The sequence below is a fragment of the Rossellomorea orangium genome (assembly GCF_019334305.1).
Classification (GTDB): domain Bacteria; phylum Bacillota; class Bacilli; order Bacillales; family Bacillaceae_B; genus Rossellomorea.
The window spans coordinates 162,496-177,675 of record NZ_JAHWGH010000018.1 but is presented as its reverse complement, the minus strand read 5'-3'; the positions used below and the strand labels follow the sequence as shown (position 1 = coordinate 177,675).

The 15,180-nt window shown below is 39.4% G+C and carries 13 protein-coding genes and 1 pseudogene; 8 read left to right on the top strand and 6 right to left on the bottom strand.

Going from position 1 to position 15,180, the window contains the following annotated elements:
- Window positions 1–86: 86 nt before the first annotated feature.
- From KYJ26_RS18120 to KYJ26_RS18110, 3 genes are all read right to left on the bottom strand, one after another.
- Window positions 87–1,565: a hypothetical protein gene (locus KYJ26_RS18120; RefSeq protein ID WP_219168787.1), complete on the bottom strand. Its 1,479-nt coding sequence runs from the start codon at window positions 1,563–1,565 to the stop codon at window positions 87–89.
- A 90-nt stretch (window positions 1,566–1,655) separates the two neighbouring features.
- Window positions 1,656–2,411: a CsxC family protein gene (locus KYJ26_RS18115; RefSeq protein ID WP_219168786.1), complete on the bottom strand. Its 756-nt coding sequence runs from the start codon at window positions 2,409–2,411 to the stop codon at window positions 1,656–1,658.
- Between the two features lie 188 nt (window positions 2,412–2,599).
- Window positions 2,600–3,367 carry a CsxC family protein gene (locus KYJ26_RS18110; protein ID WP_219168785.1) on the bottom strand — a complete coding sequence of 256 codons (768 nt, stop codon included), beginning with the start codon at window positions 3,365–3,367 and terminating at the stop codon, window positions 2,600–2,602.
- Between the two features lie 235 nt (window positions 3,368–3,602).
- On the opposite strand from KYJ26_RS18110, the gene KYJ26_RS18105 reads away from it, so the two are divergent.
- Entirely contained in the window at window positions 3,603–4,784 is a 1,182-nt protein-coding gene (locus KYJ26_RS18105; protein WP_219168784.1) for a ParM/StbA family protein, read from the top strand.
- A 12-nt stretch (window positions 4,785–4,796) separates the two neighbouring features.
- On the top strand, window positions 4,797–5,183 hold the full coding sequence (locus KYJ26_RS18100) for a hypothetical protein (protein ID WP_219168783.1): 387 nt from the start codon (window positions 4,797–4,799) through the stop codon (window positions 5,181–5,183).
- Window positions 5,184–5,228: 45 nt separating this feature from the next.
- Here KYJ26_RS18100 and KYJ26_RS18095 read toward each other — a convergent pair whose 3' ends face one another.
- On the bottom strand, window positions 5,229–5,801 hold the full coding sequence (locus tag KYJ26_RS18095; RefSeq protein ID WP_219168782.1) for a CotY/CotZ family spore coat protein: 573 nt from the start codon (window positions 5,799–5,801) through the stop codon (window positions 5,229–5,231).
- Window positions 5,802–6,176: 375 nt separating this feature from the next.
- Between KYJ26_RS18095 and miaB the strand changes: the two genes are divergently transcribed.
- Both miaB and KYJ26_RS18085 read left to right on the top strand, forming a co-directional pair.
- Window positions 6,177–7,742 carry a tRNA (N6-isopentenyl adenosine(37)-C2)-methylthiotransferase MiaB gene (miaB, locus tag KYJ26_RS18090; RefSeq protein WP_219168781.1) on the top strand — a complete coding sequence of 522 codons (1,566 nt, stop codon included), beginning with the start codon at window positions 6,177–6,179 and terminating at the stop codon, window positions 7,740–7,742.
- A 1-nt stretch (window position 7,743) separates the two neighbouring features.
- A complete protein-coding gene (locus tag KYJ26_RS18085; RefSeq protein ID WP_098351694.1) occupies window positions 7,744–8,175 on the top strand; it encodes a YlbF/YmcA family competence regulator in 432 nt (143 codons plus the stop codon).
- Window positions 8,176–8,248: 73 nt separating this feature from the next.
- On the opposite strand, the pseudogene KYJ26_RS24255 reads toward KYJ26_RS18085, so the two are convergent.
- A pseudogene (locus tag KYJ26_RS24255) lies at window positions 8,249–8,404 on the bottom strand (hypothetical protein); the annotation flags it as partial.
- A 211-nt stretch (window positions 8,405–8,615) separates the two neighbouring features.
- Between KYJ26_RS24255 and KYJ26_RS18080 the strand changes: the two are divergent.
- Window positions 8,616–9,152 carry an outer spore coat protein CotE gene (locus KYJ26_RS18080; protein WP_138777630.1) on the top strand — a complete coding sequence of 179 codons (537 nt, stop codon included), beginning with the start codon at window positions 8,616–8,618 and terminating at the stop codon, window positions 9,150–9,152.
- A 150-nt stretch (window positions 9,153–9,302) separates the two neighbouring features.
- Here the strand turns inward: KYJ26_RS18080 and KYJ26_RS18075 are convergent, their stop codons facing one another.
- Window positions 9,303–10,292 carry a YeiH family protein gene (locus tag KYJ26_RS18075; protein ID WP_219168780.1) on the bottom strand — a complete coding sequence of 330 codons (990 nt, stop codon included), beginning with the start codon at window positions 10,290–10,292 and terminating at the stop codon, window positions 9,303–9,305.
- A 149-nt stretch (window positions 10,293–10,441) separates the two neighbouring features.
- Between KYJ26_RS18075 and KYJ26_RS18070 the strand changes: the two genes are divergently transcribed.
- The 3 genes from KYJ26_RS18070 (at window position 10,442) to KYJ26_RS18060 (ending at window position 14,907) form a co-directional block, all read left to right on the top strand.
- Window positions 10,442–12,610 carry a DNA topoisomerase III gene (locus KYJ26_RS18070; protein ID WP_219168779.1) on the top strand — a complete coding sequence of 723 codons (2,169 nt, stop codon included), beginning with the start codon at window positions 10,442–10,444 and terminating at the stop codon, window positions 12,608–12,610.
- Between the two features lie 100 nt (window positions 12,611–12,710).
- Entirely contained in the window at window positions 12,711–13,229 is a 519-nt protein-coding gene (locus KYJ26_RS18065) for an ankyrin repeat domain-containing protein (RefSeq protein WP_219168778.1), read from the top strand.
- Between the two features lie 229 nt (window positions 13,230–13,458).
- Complete coding sequence (locus KYJ26_RS18060; RefSeq protein WP_219168777.1) at window positions 13,459–14,907, top strand: carbon starvation CstA family protein; 1,449 nt, start codon at window positions 13,459–13,461, stop codon at window positions 14,905–14,907.
- Window positions 14,908–15,180 lie beyond the last annotated feature (273 nt).

Here is a 15,180-nt window from a genome sequence, read left to right as displayed (position 1 = left end):
AATACGAAGATAACAAATAGGATAAAGTTTATGAGGGCAAAAGGGGTTCACCTAGAGGGTGTACCCCTTCCTTTTTATACTTATCATTAAAGTAAATTTTCCGATTGAATCTGGACAAATTGTTCTTGTGTAAAATGAAGACATAACTGTAAACATCCTTGGATTTTTAAGGTTGCTCTTCCGTTTTGCTTTATACATTCTTGCTGACTGATAAACGTGTAATCTTGTAGAAAATGTTGAATAGAATCACAAAAGGAAGAATGACTTTCTTGATGAGTGATTGTATCTTGGCTGTCATCTTCGAGGAATGTATATTCTCTCTGATCACTCATAGGAATATTCGGTGGATGTATCCACCGTGTAGGACTGGTGTGATTCCATTGTATAGGGATTTTGACAGAATGAACAGAACTTGTTTCCCTTGAATTTACGTATTCAATCGAAGCAATAAGAGTCCCTTTCAGAAATACAATAGAAGACGGTGTAGGGATATGTGCCTTAAGAGATTTGATGGACCATTTGATGGACAGTATATGTTCAATTGGATAAGGTAAATCCAAATCTTCAAAAATGTCGACTTCAATGCGCAATGTAGACAGTACAACAGGGATCTTTACAGTCAACGAACGAGAACCAGAAAATGCTGTTTCGATCACATCTTCCGCGAGATGCTCCGCTGAAAGTAGTTCATGTTTGAAATGTTCTTTTAGTGCCGTCAGTTTAGTATCATCATGTTCGCTTTCCTTGATAATATCCTGAGTTTCGTTCATCTTTACCCGCTCAGTTGAAATTTTTTTGAGAACGGAGGTTAAGGAACCGATGGAACGAACGAAATCAGTGTTTTTACTTACTACCGGATTTGATTTTTTTTCACAGTAAATGGTTTCTAAAAATTGATTGAATGAAGGCTGATGATGATCAACAGAATCAAGATCCAGAATAGAGTTGAGATTACTTTCTTCAAATGTATCGTCGTTAGATATACCACTTTGTTCGATAGAGGATAGAGCATGTATTTGATCATTTTCTTGTACTTTAAGGAGATTTGCTTCTTCCTCCATCTCTTCCTCCAACATCATAAAGATCTCTTCTCTTATCGAGGCAGATTCAGTTCCTACTTCGAGATCCTCAATGGGAAGTTCATCAACCAATGAGGGCTCAATCTCGTTATCATCATCGGAAGTCAATTGATCGAGGCTGTGACTTTCATTAGGACTATCCATTTCCTCGTAATCCTGCACCAATTCCTTCATTTCCTTCGATTCATCTTCTGACCCATCGGTACCACTCATAGTCTCTTCTTGGTTTATTTCCACATCCATCACCTTTGGAGGAGGGAAAAATGTAGGGGAAGAATCACTCTTGACCTGAGATTCCCTGAGCAAAATAATATCTTTTGAAATATTCGTGTTATTCGTTACACTCTCTTCAACGGAAGAATCTTGTTTCTGGGTAAGATTAAATAGAGAAAATGAAGGCTGAGATGAATGATTATTAGTTATTTTTTGTCTGGTTTTTTCGTTTTCTTCCATCCGTTTCATGAAATGGTTTTCTATTTCATCCATGTTCTTATCTCTCATTTTCACGGGGATTGGTGCGCTTTAGGATTACACTCAATCCGCTGCCTCCTCTCAGTAATGAATGAATTGTCATTTTCAGTCGCAATCATCATTCGTAGTGGAGGTTACCCGGATTTGCTGGGTCTGAAGGACTTTAACACATAGGTCTATGACCATTTTTTCTTCAATTGTGCGGAAGTAGCCTTCTCCAATCGGACCGGAATGAGGAAGGGGACAGCGATCGATCGCTTCATCCCACTCGATGATTTTACTGGAAACTAATTCACAGTAAGGAATTTCGTTGTAATATTGATGACTTTCCTGATGGAACTGAGATAAATCGTGTGTTAGTAATTCATCTTTTTCTGGATACCCGGACGGCAATGGTTTCGAGATAAGGAAGTCAAATTCCTGACGATTATTTACTTCTGGCATGACAGGCATTGATAAGAAATGCTTAATGGCTGTCACACATTGAAAGGGTATATCTACGGTGTAAGAGTGAAGATCTGATGCGATCGAAAAGTTGGACGATTCTTCAATTTCTTTACAAGGGCTTGCATATTGGATGTTTTTTCGGACAAACCCTTTTACAAAGAGTTTATTAGAAGGAAGTAGAAGTCTGCACTGGGTTAATTTTATCGTTTTTTTAATATCTTTAATTTCCAGAACGGCTTCTGGAAAGGTAATCGTCGCATCTACATTTACCTGTAGTGTCAGTTCAGCCAATACAACAGGAACTTTGGTCACGATTTTTCCAATACTGACTTTTGGATGGTGACACTGGCTTTTACAATCATGCATATTTGACGTTGCATGACAATCAGACATTTTATTATGGTTATCAAACATAAGGGGCCTCCTAAAGCAAGATAATGCCATCTTATGATTTAGATTAATTGTTGTTTGGGCCTGAGCCTATATGTAAAAAGACAAATGAATCAAGAATGATTTACAACCACTTAGGGATACGTGAAAAAAAGCATTCCCCCTACTGTATTCATACAGTAGGGGGAGTGCTGATGATACTGGGCAACTGCTTATAATGCGTTAATACGGACTTGCTGTTTTTGTAATACTTTTACAGTAAAGTTGATGGACATTTTTTCAAGCATATTGTAAAAGTATCCTTCACCTACTGGACCTTCAGATACACGATCTGTAGATTCATCCCACTCTAGAATGCTGCTTGAAAGCAATTCGCAATATGGAAGTTGATTATAGTAATTCGTGCAGTATTGATGGAATTGGGAGATGTCATTTGATAAATATTGATCCTTTTCAGGATAGCCTGTCCCTAGTTCTTGAGCTCTAAAGAAATCAAATTCCTGACGGTTATTCGTTCTTGGGAGTTGGACTGGAGATTCAAGGGTAATCGTAGTCATGCATTTAAAAGGGACGCGGACCGTCAAGGATTTAATGTCTGAAGATACACAGGATCCATCGAATCCAGATCCCCCACATGGTGTAGCATATTGGATGTTTTTACGTACATAACCTGATAATAACAGGGGAAATTGTGTCCCATCTTCACTGAAGTCTCCATTGCTGGTTGGAATCGTCATTAATCGGCACTGGACAATTTCCACTTTCTTTTTCACATCTTTGATTTCCATCACTGGCTCAGGGAATTTAATATGTGCTTCAAGATTGCTAGATACACGATATACTCCTAAATCTACTGGAACATGGACAATTCTTTCACCTGCCGGGGTTAGAATGGGGTCGACTGTTGTGTTGTCGCAGTGATCGAGTGAAGCAGACTTATCTACGCTCACACAATTTCTATTCTTATTATAATCACTCATTTTTTTTCCTCCTATTTAATAAACATTATTTAAACTACACTTTATAGTATGCTGAAAGAATCTATTAAGAGTGGTTAAATGAATCAGTATAAGAGTGGAAATTTACTAGAGAAAAAGCTCCTAGTAGAAATCGTTCTTTTTACACATTACGATATAGGACTGAAAAATTTATGACTGGGTACGTGCACAGATGATTTCTATCCCGGCATAGGCTTTAAGGAAGGAGGAGGATGTAATGGATAGGCATAATTATGTTGCGGTGGACTTAGGGAACAGCTTTTATAAAGCGATTGTTTCAATAAAAGGTGAAACAACAGAGTATTTCATGCCAAATGCAATTGCTTTATTTGACGAGGAATTTTATGAGAAACCTTACGATGATGAGGATGTTTTATTAGAAGACAATTTAATTGTCGAAGTGAACAGTTCAGCGTTGTATGAGAAGAGAGATACCTTTTATATCGGTAAAGCAGCAGCGAGACAGCGTAATGTGAGCTTAACCTCGTTTAATAATCAGAAAGTAGACGAAGACCGTACTTATACCCTCTTGTTTGGACTGTTGGCCCATCATGCCGTAATAAACAATCAATCTGATACTGATGTCACTTTTGAAATCGATCAATTGGCGGTTTCATTGCCGACTACTCAATATAAAGAACGGAAAGATACATTGAAAAGCCGATTGATCGGGACTCATACCGTGTATCTCCATAAGGTTCCAGGAATGATCGCTCCTAAAGAAATTGTCGTAAGACTTCATATTAAAAATGCCATTATCGGTGCTGAAGGAGCCTGTGCCTACCTGGCGTTAACCCGGGATAGTGAGACATTGGGAGTGAAAGATGAATCTCTCTTACAGGATTCTGCCAAAGGAATCCTCATTGGTGATCTTGGGGGAGACTCAGTCGATTTTGTGGGGATCAAAAACAATAAGCCAGTGGCATCCATTGAGGGTGAGCCATTTGGGATTAACCAGTTTTTAGATCATATCATACAAAAGGTCAGTAAGTATGAGTTATACAAGTTCGATTCAAGATCTGAACTTGAGGAAAAGCTGGTGGCCGGTCAATCCGAGTGGTATGTAGAACCATTCGCAGGTGTGAAAAAGGATATAAGCAAATATATCATTCCACAGTTAAAATCATTGGCGATTAAATATCTGGAGCATTTCGACCGGGTCAGAAATAGCTCAAATGAAATCAAAGGGGCTGTCAAATACATTGCCGTAGGTGGAGCCGCTAAAATAGCCGAATCTCATATAAGGGAAGCGGCAGTGAAATGGGCAGAAAGAGGACGCCCAATAGAATTATTTTTCCCTTCCAATATGGAAAAGTTAAATGTGTCGGGTCTTATGATTCTTGCAAAATTAAATCAATTAAAAAACAATCCTGCACAAATTGAATATACAAAGAGCTAAAGGGTGATGGAAATGCCTAGGAAATACTCAGATTACTTTCAAGAAACGATTCTAACGATCCCAGAGAGTTTCATCAATGTAAAAACTGGGGAAACAGAAGCCATCACTTCAAAGATACAGGATCAAATCGCTTATCATTCTAAAAACAATACGTTGAGTCATTTTATTTTTTCTGCTTTGCATGATTACTTACATCACTCTAAAACTGTTCAAGGTAATGTGGCATCAGATCATGCCATACTTGAAGAATTATCAAGTTTAAAAAGACTTCTTCTTCAAAATGGATATGATTCCTCTAAGAGCTCAAACGAATGTACCATCGTGAGTCGAAAAGAACAGGATCCTACAACCGTAGGATTAAAAGAAATCGACGATTTGCTTGAGGCGTTTGGAGGATGAAAAAAGGTGAACGATTTTCGTTCACCTTTTTTTATGTGTGGATTTTTATAAATGGACGGCGGGCAGGCAGGTAATAGCACAGAAACAAGACAAGTCTACAGTGATACATATTCCGGTTTCCATCAAGTCCTCCACACTTTTGTGGTCTATCTGTTTACAAGGAGAAGAGAGTCCACACTTATGATCATGATGAGAGTGAGAATCACCCTTATGGTCCGATTTAAATGTTAATAATTCAAGGGTCGCACATTTGTGATCCAGGTCTATTATTTTGAAGACATAGGTTTCAATACATTTGAATGTTTTATTCTTTTTTGAATGACAATGATAGGTTGTGACACCAGTGCCTTTAAATGGCTCGCATCCACAATATAAAATAAAGGGGATGGTATTCTTTTTGTGTTTCTTTTTTTCACATAGCAAATCCTCAATGGACTTTTTACAGGATGTCTCGCAGCTGTGGTCTTTCTTTACTTTCTTCTGAGCTTCAAGGATGGCTTCTAATACGTCTTTGACGCAATGATCATAATGCTTGGAATGAGATTCCCGGCATTTATGGTTTGAATATTCCTCATGGAAATATGTGTCCTGGGTCTTTGAATTTTGACTATAACTCATTTTTTTACACTCCTTTACAATTTACTACTATTTATCATACGTCCATAAAGGAATATTCGATTGAGCCTCTAGCCTAAAACGATAAAAATAGACTTACGGTACAAAATCGCTCATTGTTTAACCTCAAAGGGCAGATGAAGATGTTTACCAGTTTGTTTGAAAAAGAATGGATATGTAGAGAAACTATCAAAGGACAGCTGATTTACTAGCTAAAATAGGAATGAAACATTTTTCAACACTTAAGCGCCTCTATTGTATGTAAGGTTGAAAACCTTTATACTATAGTAATGTGCAACAATGTATATCCTGTTAATTCGGCCGGCTTTATATATAGAAGAAAACGGTTTGGTTATAGAGGTAGAAAGGGGATTTTTCATGAACGAAGAGCAGCGGAAACATGGACAACAAGTGAAGTCTGTATCTCCAACGGACCAAAAATCTGATAAAGATTACAGCAAGTACTTTGAGAGTGTCTATATCCCACCTTCCTTAAAAGATGCAAAGAAGCGTGGGAAAGAAGAAATCAAATATCATAATGACTTTACAATCGATGACCTATATAGAGGACTTGGAGAAGGAAAGAAATTCTACATCCGGACCTATGGTTGTCAGATGAATGAACATGATACTGAAGTGATGGCCGGGATTTTCATGGCTCTTGGTTATGAAGCGACAAATTCGACAGACGATGCAGATGTCATCCTATTAAATACATGTGCCATCCGTGAAAATGCAGAAAATAAGGTGTTCGGGGAATTGGGGCATCTGAAACATTTAAAAAGGGAAAAGCCGGAGCTGTTGATCGGCGTCTGCGGATGTATGTCCCAGGAAGAATCGGTCGTAAATAAAATTTTGAAAACCTATCAACAGGTGGACATGATCTTTGGAACTCATAATATCCATCGCCTTCCTAAAATCCTTTCTGATGCTTATATGTCCAAAGCAATGGTCGTAGAGGTTTGGTCTAAAGAAGGTGACGTCATTGAGAACCTTCCAAAGGTACGCCGTGGCAACATCAAAGCTTGGGTCAACATTATGTACGGCTGTGATAAGTTCTGTACGTATTGTATCGTTCCGTATACACGAGGGAAAGAGAGAAGCCGTCGACCTGAAGAGATCATTCAGGAAGTAAGGCACCTTGCTGCACAAGGATATCAAGAAATCACTCTCCTGGGTCAAAATGTTAACGCCTACGGGAAAGATATCGAAGACATTGAATATGGTCTGGGCGATCTGATGGATGACCTTCGAAAAGTAGACATTCCGCGAATCAGATTTACGACAAGTCATCCAAGGGATTTCGATGATCATTTAATTGAAGTACTTGCCAAGAAAGGAAATCTCGTTGAGCATATTCACTTACCGGTACAATCAGGTTCAACAGATGTTCTCAAAATCATGGCACGAAAATATTCCCGCGAACAATTCTTAGAATTAGTGAGGAAAATAAAAGCCGCCATGCCGGATGTAGCTCTTACAACAGACATCATTGTTGGATATCCTAATGAGACAGATGAGCAATTCGAAGAAACCCTTTCGTTATACAGGGAAGTCGGATTTGAATCGGCATTCACATACATTTACTCTCCGCGTGAAGGCACACCTGCAGCAAAAATGAATGACAACGTGCCGATGGAAGTGAAAAAAGAACGACTTCAACGTTTGAATGCCGTCGTGAAGGAATACTCTGCTGAGGCGATGAAGAACTATACGGGTCAAATCGTAGAGGTGCTTGTGGATGGAGAAAGCAAGAAGAACCCCGAGATTTTGGCTGGCTATACCAGACGGAGTAAACTTGTAAACTTCAAGGCTCCTAAAACAGCCATTGGGAAGATAGTGAAAGTAAAGATCACTGATGCCAAGTCCTGGTCATTGGATGGGGAAATGGTTGAAGAAGGTCAAATTGGAACAGAATTTCAGGAAGCGGTAGAGGTGAAATAATATGGCAAAGTATACAAAAGACGATATTATGAAGCGGGCTGAGGAGCTTGCAACCATGATTGCTGAAACAGAGGAAGTGGATTTCTTTAAACGGGCTGAAGCACAGATCCATGAAAATCAGAAAGTCCGTGAAATGATCGCCAGTATCAAGAGTTTACAAAAACAGGCCGTTAACTTCCAGCACTACGGAAAAATTGAAGCACTAAAAATGGTGGAAGCAAAAATAGAAAATCTTGAAAAAGAAATCGATGAAATTCCGGTTGTCCAACAATTTAAGGAGTCACAAACAGATGTGAATGATTTACTTCAAATCGTTGCTTCGGTTATCTCTAATAATGTGACCGATCACATTATTGAAACCACCGGGGGAGACCTACTCCGCGGTGAAACGGGTTCTCATGTGAAAAACTCAACACCTGGAAGCTGTTCTTAACTGAAAAATAAAAACCAATAAAAAAACGATCTTTGCTTAAAGGGATATCATTTCCTGGCAAAGGTCGTTTTTTGTGTTTTGTCTGTTCTTTTAGCAATGATTCTTTTTTGGTTTTCGTTCTCCTCATCATGGTCGAAAAATCAGGAGTAGTACCCCGGTGAATCGATACGTCACGACCTGTATTCCGTAATTGATGGTCTCTTTTCTTCTTTGCTTTACTTTTTGCCATATTTGCTTCCTCCTCATTAATATGAACTTGAATTCTTTCTAAGTTTACCATTATTTCAATGTCAGCGTGAAGTGCATTCCGGAACCTTCAATGGGTATTCGCATACAATACATTATCTCGCAACAATCCCATTACGGAATTAAATTTACTCGCACAAACACCTAGTTAGTCGCATAAGATGAATTGAAAATGAATGAGGAGGTTCGCTCGAATGGCAGAATATAGAGAGATTATCACTAAAGCGGTCGTAGCGAAGGGACGCAAATTTACACAGTCTCATCATACGATTTGCCCGCCGCATAATCCATCGAGCATTTTAGGCTGCTGGATCATTAATCATCAGTATGAAGCACACAAAGTAGGCAAGAAGGTAGAAGTTCACGGTTCTTACGATATCAACGTATGGTACTCCCACAGCGACAACACAAAAACTTCCGTTGTCACTGAAAGAGTAGAATATACAGACTGCATCAAACTTAAATACCGTGACCCCGACTGCTTAGATGATATTGAAGTATGTGCTCGAGTACTACAACAGCCTAATTGCTGCGAAGCGGTAATTTCACCAAACGGTAACAAAATCATCGTTCACGTCGAACGAGAATTCCTAGTGGAAGTTATTGGAGAAACAAAAGTATGTGTCCTTGTGAATCCAGAAGGTTGTGACGATGAAGACTGGGATTGTGACTTGGATGATGAAGAGTTTGAAGAGTTAGATCCAGACTTCTTAGAAGGCGACGAAGAATAACGTTAACTAGGAAGACGGCCTCTTCCTAGTTTTCCTTCTTAGCTAATTTTATTCGTCGCAGAATGGATAAAGAAACAGCGGGCATCTGTCCAGATGCTCTTTTTTTATTCAAGAAAACCAATCACCGTGTGATGATTGGTTTTCTTTATGTTAAAGAATGAGAAATATGCTGATGATGGCACAAGTAAAAGAAGCAATAAGTCCCGTCAGGAGGGGTTTGATTCCTAAACGTTTGATATCATTCACTCTCACTTGAAGCCCTACAGCTGTCATGACCATGATGATCAAAAACTTGGAAGAATTCTGAAGAGCCGTCTCGATCGTGAAAGGTATCATTTCAAATGTGTGCAGCACGGACACAGCCAAGAACAATAACACAAACCATGGGAATACCTTTTTGTACTGAGATTCACCTGTGTGTTTCTTCCTTATAATGAAAGGGAGAATAAACATGACCGGAATAAGAAATAATGTCCTGGCTAGCTTGACCGTCGTCGCAACTTCCCCGGCATCATCTCCGTACGCATATCCTACAGCAACCGCAGAAGACGTGTCATGGACTGCTGTACCTGCCCAGATTCCAAAGGATAGATCTGACATATGAAGCAGGTGACCGATGACAGGGTAGGTGGCAAATGCAATAAGATTAAAGAAAACGACTGTAGAAAGCGCATAAGCGGTTTCATCTTCTTTTGCCCCAATGATCCCTTTTACGGCTGAAATAGCCGTGGCCCCGCATATACTGGTGCCGATACCGATCAACAGGCTCAATCGTTTGTCGACCCCCATCCATTTACCTACAAAATAAGTGGCGGTAATCCCGATTGAAACCGAGAAAAAGATTACCCAAAGTGCTTTTTGCCCAATATAGAAGATGTCATAGAGACTAAGTCCAACTCCAAGAAAAACGATTGCTACCTTTAATAGAATCTTTAAAGTGAACTGAATACCCGGATTAAAATCCTCAGGGAGATTCATTGTATTTTGGAGGAATGCTCCAATCAAGATTGCGAATAATAAGCTTCCGATCAGTGGGAAAAGCGTTCCAAGACCTTTAGATAGTATACTGATTAATAAAATGATGATAATGCCCCAAGCCTCATGAGGAAGGAAGGAGCTTTTTCGTGTATCTTGCTGCAATAGTCAATGGCTCCTTTATTAAAATCAACATTTCTAAGTATAGTACATTCTCCATGAAGTCGTGAACCAATATGCACTACTCTTTTTATTGTATGTTAAAATAGAAAAGATATAGAAAATATACACCCAGTAATGAAAGGATTTTTCACATGAAAAAGATCTTAGTCCTGGCAGAAAAACCTTCTGTCGGCAGAGATATCGCTAGAGTACTTCAATGCACGAAAAAAGGAAATGGATTTCTGGAAGGGGACGATTATATTGTCACATGGGCACTTGGCCACCTGGTGACCCTTGCAGAGCCTGAAAGCTATGATGATCGCTATAAATCATGGAAGCTTGAGGATTTACCCATGCTTCCACCAGCCCTCAATCTGGTAGTAATTAAGAAGACAGGAAAGCAATACAGTACAGTAAAAGCACAAATGAATCGTTCGGATGTAAAGGAAATCGTCATTGCGACAGATGCTGGTCGTGAAGGTGAGCTAGTTGCCCGCTGGATCATTGAGAAAGCCCGGGTGAACAAACCGTTAAAACGATTATGGATTTCTTCTGTGACCGATAAAGCCATAAAGGACGGTTTCCGCAATCTCCAAGATGCAAAAAGATACGAAAACCTATATGCGGCAGCTCAGGCTAGATCCGAAGCTGATTGGTATGTAGGGATGAATGCAACGAGAGCGCTTACAACCAAACATAACGCACAATTATCCTGTGGGCGTGTACAAACCCCAACACTAAGCATCATTGCTCAGCGGGAAGAAGAAATCAAGAATTTCAAGCCACAGACTTATTATGGAATACAGGCGGTAACAGAAAAAGGAACCTTCGTATGGACTAACAGAAAGAATAAAGATACACGAACGTTTTCAAAAGAAGAAATGACCTCAGTCATGTCATCAATTAAAGGAAAGAAAGAAATCACCATTCAATCAGTTAAGAAGACACTGAAGAAAAATTTTGCACCATCCCTTTATGATTTGACTGAATTGCAGAGAGATGCACATAAACTCTTCGGCTATTCAGCTAAAGAAACCCTTTCCATTATGCAAAAGTTATATGAGCAGCATAAGTTGGTGACTTACCCCAGGACAGACAGTCGACACCTATCGAGTGACATGGTGAGCACCCTTAAGGACAGATTAAGAGCTGTAAATGTACAGCCTTATCGAAAGATGGCGCATGTCGCATTACAGGGGCAGGTGCAACTGTCTAAAGCATATGTGGATGATCAGAAGGTGACAGACCATCACGCCATTATCCCTACGGAAGAAACACCTTCCTTACAGCGGTTACAGGATAGGGAAAGGAAAATCTATGATTTGATCGTAAAGCGCTTCATCAGCGTCTTTCTTGCTCCTTATCAGTATGAACAAACGACAGTAGAAGCTAAGATAGGATCCGAGTCTTTTCATACAAAAGGGAAAAGAATCGTTGAACCCGGTTGGAAAGAAGTATACGATTTTGACTCTGAAAACGAACAAATGCTTTCAAAAATGGAAGAAGGGGCTGTCTATGCTGTCCTCTCTATTAAGGAGACGGAAGGTCAAACAAATCCTCCAGGAAGATTTAATGAAGGTACCTTATTATCTGCTATGGAAAACCCTAAAAAGTTCATGAAAGAGACTGATAAAGACCTACTCGCCACAATCCACGAGGCAGGGGGGCTTGGTACCGTTGCAACAAGAGCCGATATCATTGAAAAGCTCTTCAATTCCGGAGTCATTGAGCCAAAAGGGAAAGACATTTTTATCACTTCTAAAGGAAAGCAGTTATTGGAACTGGCTCCTCATGAACTAAGATCACCGACTTTGACTGCAGAATGGGAGCAGAAGCTTGAAAAGATTGCTAAGGGATCTCTAAAAAAACAAGAATTTCTGAAGGAAATCAAAGATTATACGAAGAAATCCGTCAGTGAAATCAAGAACTCTACAAAGAAATTCTCACACGACAATCTTACTGGCACAAAATGCCCGGATTGTGGAAATTTGATGCTTGAAATCAACAATAAGCATGGAAAGAAACTTGTTTGCCAAGATCGTGAATGTGGACATCGTAAGAATATTAGCAAGAAAACCAATGCCCGCTGCCCGAACTGCCATAAGCGTCTGGAATTAAGGGGAGAAGGGGAAGGCCAAATGTTCACTTGTGTATGTGGGCATAGAGAAAAACTATCAACCTTCAACGATAGGAAAAAGAAAGAAAAGAATAGCAAAGCAACAAAACGGGATGTTAATAAATATTTGAAAACACAGCAAAAAGAAGAGCCTGTCAATACTGCTTTGGCCGATGCTTTAGCTAAGTTAAAATTAGATCAGTAATGATTCATAGGGATGACTGCCTATTTTGGCAGTCATCCCTATCTTTTGTTGAATGGAATTGGTAGAATATTTGTAATTATGAAAAAAAAGAGGTGAGTTCATGACAACTATAACAATTCAAGAGTTTTTTGAGGCAATCGAAAGAGGCGATAACACGAAAGTGGAACAAATGTTAAGAAATGATACAAATCTTTGTAACGCGGATAATGAACATGGTTTAACGGCCCTCGGGGTGGCGGCGCATTTCGATCATATGGAAATTGTTAAGCTCCTGCTTAATTTTGGAGCCGATATCAATTCCGTATCCAATTCAAAAGTTTCTTATATTCCTTCGAACTCCGCTTTGCATGCCGGAATTGCAGGTAAGGCTTCAAAAGAATTAGTGGAGTTTCTGCTTAACCAGGGAGCGAATGTAAATCAACCCGATTCATCGGGGCACACGCCTTTACATATTGCTGCTTTTGATGGGAGTGCAGAGATTGTGACTATGCTTCTTGCTTATGGAGAAGAACCATGCATGCAGTCAGAAAAGACTCAATCGCCCTTGGAGATTGCAACTGAAAAAAATAATAAAGAATTTTTGAAGGCTCATGAAGAATTTAGAAGAAGGAAGTTATAACAGTTTATGGAGTTGCGGCGCATTCCTGGAGGGGATGCGTTTTTGATTATATTATAAAAATTTTTTAACATAATGTATGCGTATTCATTATTGGTTTAATCAATTTTCATGAAATGATCTTTTATTGGTTTATTCTGAAAAAATAATATTTTTAGAAAATTCTGTTGTTATTTGTCGTTTTCCGTATTAAAATAAACGTTAATTTCAATTGTGAAGGGAGGACATCGTGATGCTCACATTTCTTGCATCCATCTGTATTCTAGTAGTTGGCTATTTCATTTATTCAAAGGTGGTAGAAAAGATTTTCGGTGTTGATGATTCAAATGTGACACCTGCATTTGCCAAAAAAGACGGCTTGGATTATATGCCTATGAGCTGGTGGAAAGCAAGCCTGGTTCAACTCTTGAACATTGCGGGGTTAGGTCCGATCTTCGGGGCAATACTAGGGGCATTGTATGGTCCTGTAGCCTTTATATGGATTGTTATCGGTACATTGTTCGCAGGTGCTGTTCATGATTATTTCTCCGGGATGCTTTCTCTTAGACATAATGGGGCACAGTTTCCTTTCATTGTAGGGAAATATTTAGGGAAGTCTCTCCAATCTCTCATGAATATTCTATCAATCGTATTAATGATTCTAGTAGCGGCTGCCTTCACTTCCGGACCCGCACAACTTATGGCAGAAGTGACACCGCTTAATTTTATGACATGCCTGGTCCTGATCTTTACATATTTTCTGATTGCAACAGTATTACCGATCAATAAAATCATCGGCAGGATTTATCCGGTTTTTGGAGCAATTTTAATTTTTATGGCGGTAGCAATCGGAATCGGTTTATTCTTCTTTGAACATCCGATACCGAATTTATCATTTAAAAACATGCATCCTGCTGAACTGCCTTTGTGGCCACTTTTGATGGTTACAGTTTCCTGCGGTGCCATTTCGGGATTCCATTCCACACAAAGCCCTATTTTGGCAAGGACGCTTAAAAGAGAGAGCGAAGGACGAAAAGTATTTTATGGGGCCATGGTTGCTGAAGGAATCATCGCTTTGATTTGGGCTGCAGCGGGTATGGCATTCTTCAATGGAACAGGCGGTCTTCAAGAAGCACTTGCTTCGGGAGGACCCGCAGGTGTAGTCAATGAGATAAGTAAAACGACATTGGGGACGCTCGGTGGAATACTGGCGATCCTTGGTGTTATCATTCTACCTGTGACAACGGGGGATACTGCACTCAGATCCTCCCGGATGATGCTTGCTGATTTATTAACTGACCTAACAAAGAAGGATGTAGAAGGAAAGTGGTTGCCGATACTTTTGGTTGTGCCAGTCGCAGTACCTACATTCCTCTTGACTCAAATCGATTATACCTTTCTATGGAGATATGTCGGCTGGTCGAACCAGGTAGTTGCGACAGTCATGTTATGGACGGCAGCCATTTATTTATTGCAAAAAGCAAAATTTCACTGGATATGCAGTGTGCCAGCTTTATTTATGACAGGGGTGGTGAGCACCTACATTTTTTATGCCCCAGAGGGGTTTGGGCTTTCCTATTCCACTTCGATGATGCTTGGATCGATCATATGGTTAGCTGTTTTGACTTGGTTTATTATACAAGTAAAAAGATACAGACCAGTAAGGCACCAATCACTGAAAATGAGATCTGTAAATTCATAACTTCGACAAAAAACAGCCTTTTCGATAGATTAGGCTGTTTTTTTATGATTGAAATTTATCCGCTGGAATGGTATCGATTAAGGGGAAGAGGGGGATGCTAAGAATTTTGTCGAATAAAAACTGAATATTTTTAATATTTAATTAAATTATTCTACAAAATTCGCAACGTGAGTATGGTACTTTATGAGAAACGGACAAGAAGACTTTTTTAAAAAAGAATATACATAGTGACAAATGATGAAGGACGTTCATTTTACAAAATGTTTAGTGCAA

Excerpts from the sequence above, each read along its gene's own strand:
- KYJ26_RS18070 (WP_219168779.1), top strand. The coding sequence starts at position 10,442 with ATGAAAAAGATCTTAGTCCTGGCAGAAAAACCTTCTGTCGGCAGAGAT.
- KYJ26_RS18105 (WP_219168784.1), top strand. The coding sequence starts at position 3,603 with ATGGATAGGCATAATTATGTTGCGGTGGACTTAGGGAACAGCTTTTAT.
- KYJ26_RS18065 (WP_219168778.1), top strand. The coding sequence starts at position 12,711 with ATGACAACTATAACAATTCAAGAGTTTTTTGAGGCAATCGAAAGAGGC.
- KYJ26_RS18110 (WP_219168785.1), bottom strand. The coding sequence starts at position 3,367 with ATGAGTGATTATAATAAGAATAGAAATTGTGTGAGCGTAGATAAGTCT.
- miaB (WP_219168781.1), top strand. The coding sequence starts at position 6,177 with ATGAACGAAGAGCAGCGGAAACATGGACAACAAGTGAAGTCTGTATCT.
- KYJ26_RS18120 (WP_219168787.1), bottom strand. The coding sequence starts at position 1,565 with ATGGATGAAATAGAAAACCATTTCATGAAACGGATGGAAGAAAACGAA.
- KYJ26_RS18080 (WP_138777630.1), top strand. The coding sequence starts at position 8,616 with ATGGCAGAATATAGAGAGATTATCACTAAAGCGGTCGTAGCGAAGGGA.
- KYJ26_RS18115 (WP_219168786.1), bottom strand. The coding sequence starts at position 2,411 with ATGTTTGATAACCATAATAAAATGTCTGATTGTCATGCAACGTCAAAT.
- KYJ26_RS18060 (WP_219168777.1), top strand. The coding sequence starts at position 13,459 with ATGCTCACATTTCTTGCATCCATCTGTATTCTAGTAGTTGGCTATTTC.
- KYJ26_RS18095 (WP_219168782.1), bottom strand. The coding sequence starts at position 5,801 with ATGAGTTATAGTCAAAATTCAAAGACCCAGGACACATATTTCCATGAG.
- KYJ26_RS18100 (WP_219168783.1), top strand. The coding sequence starts at position 4,797 with ATGCCTAGGAAATACTCAGATTACTTTCAAGAAACGATTCTAACGATC.
- KYJ26_RS18085 (WP_098351694.1), top strand. The coding sequence starts at position 7,744 with ATGGCAAAGTATACAAAAGACGATATTATGAAGCGGGCTGAGGAGCTT.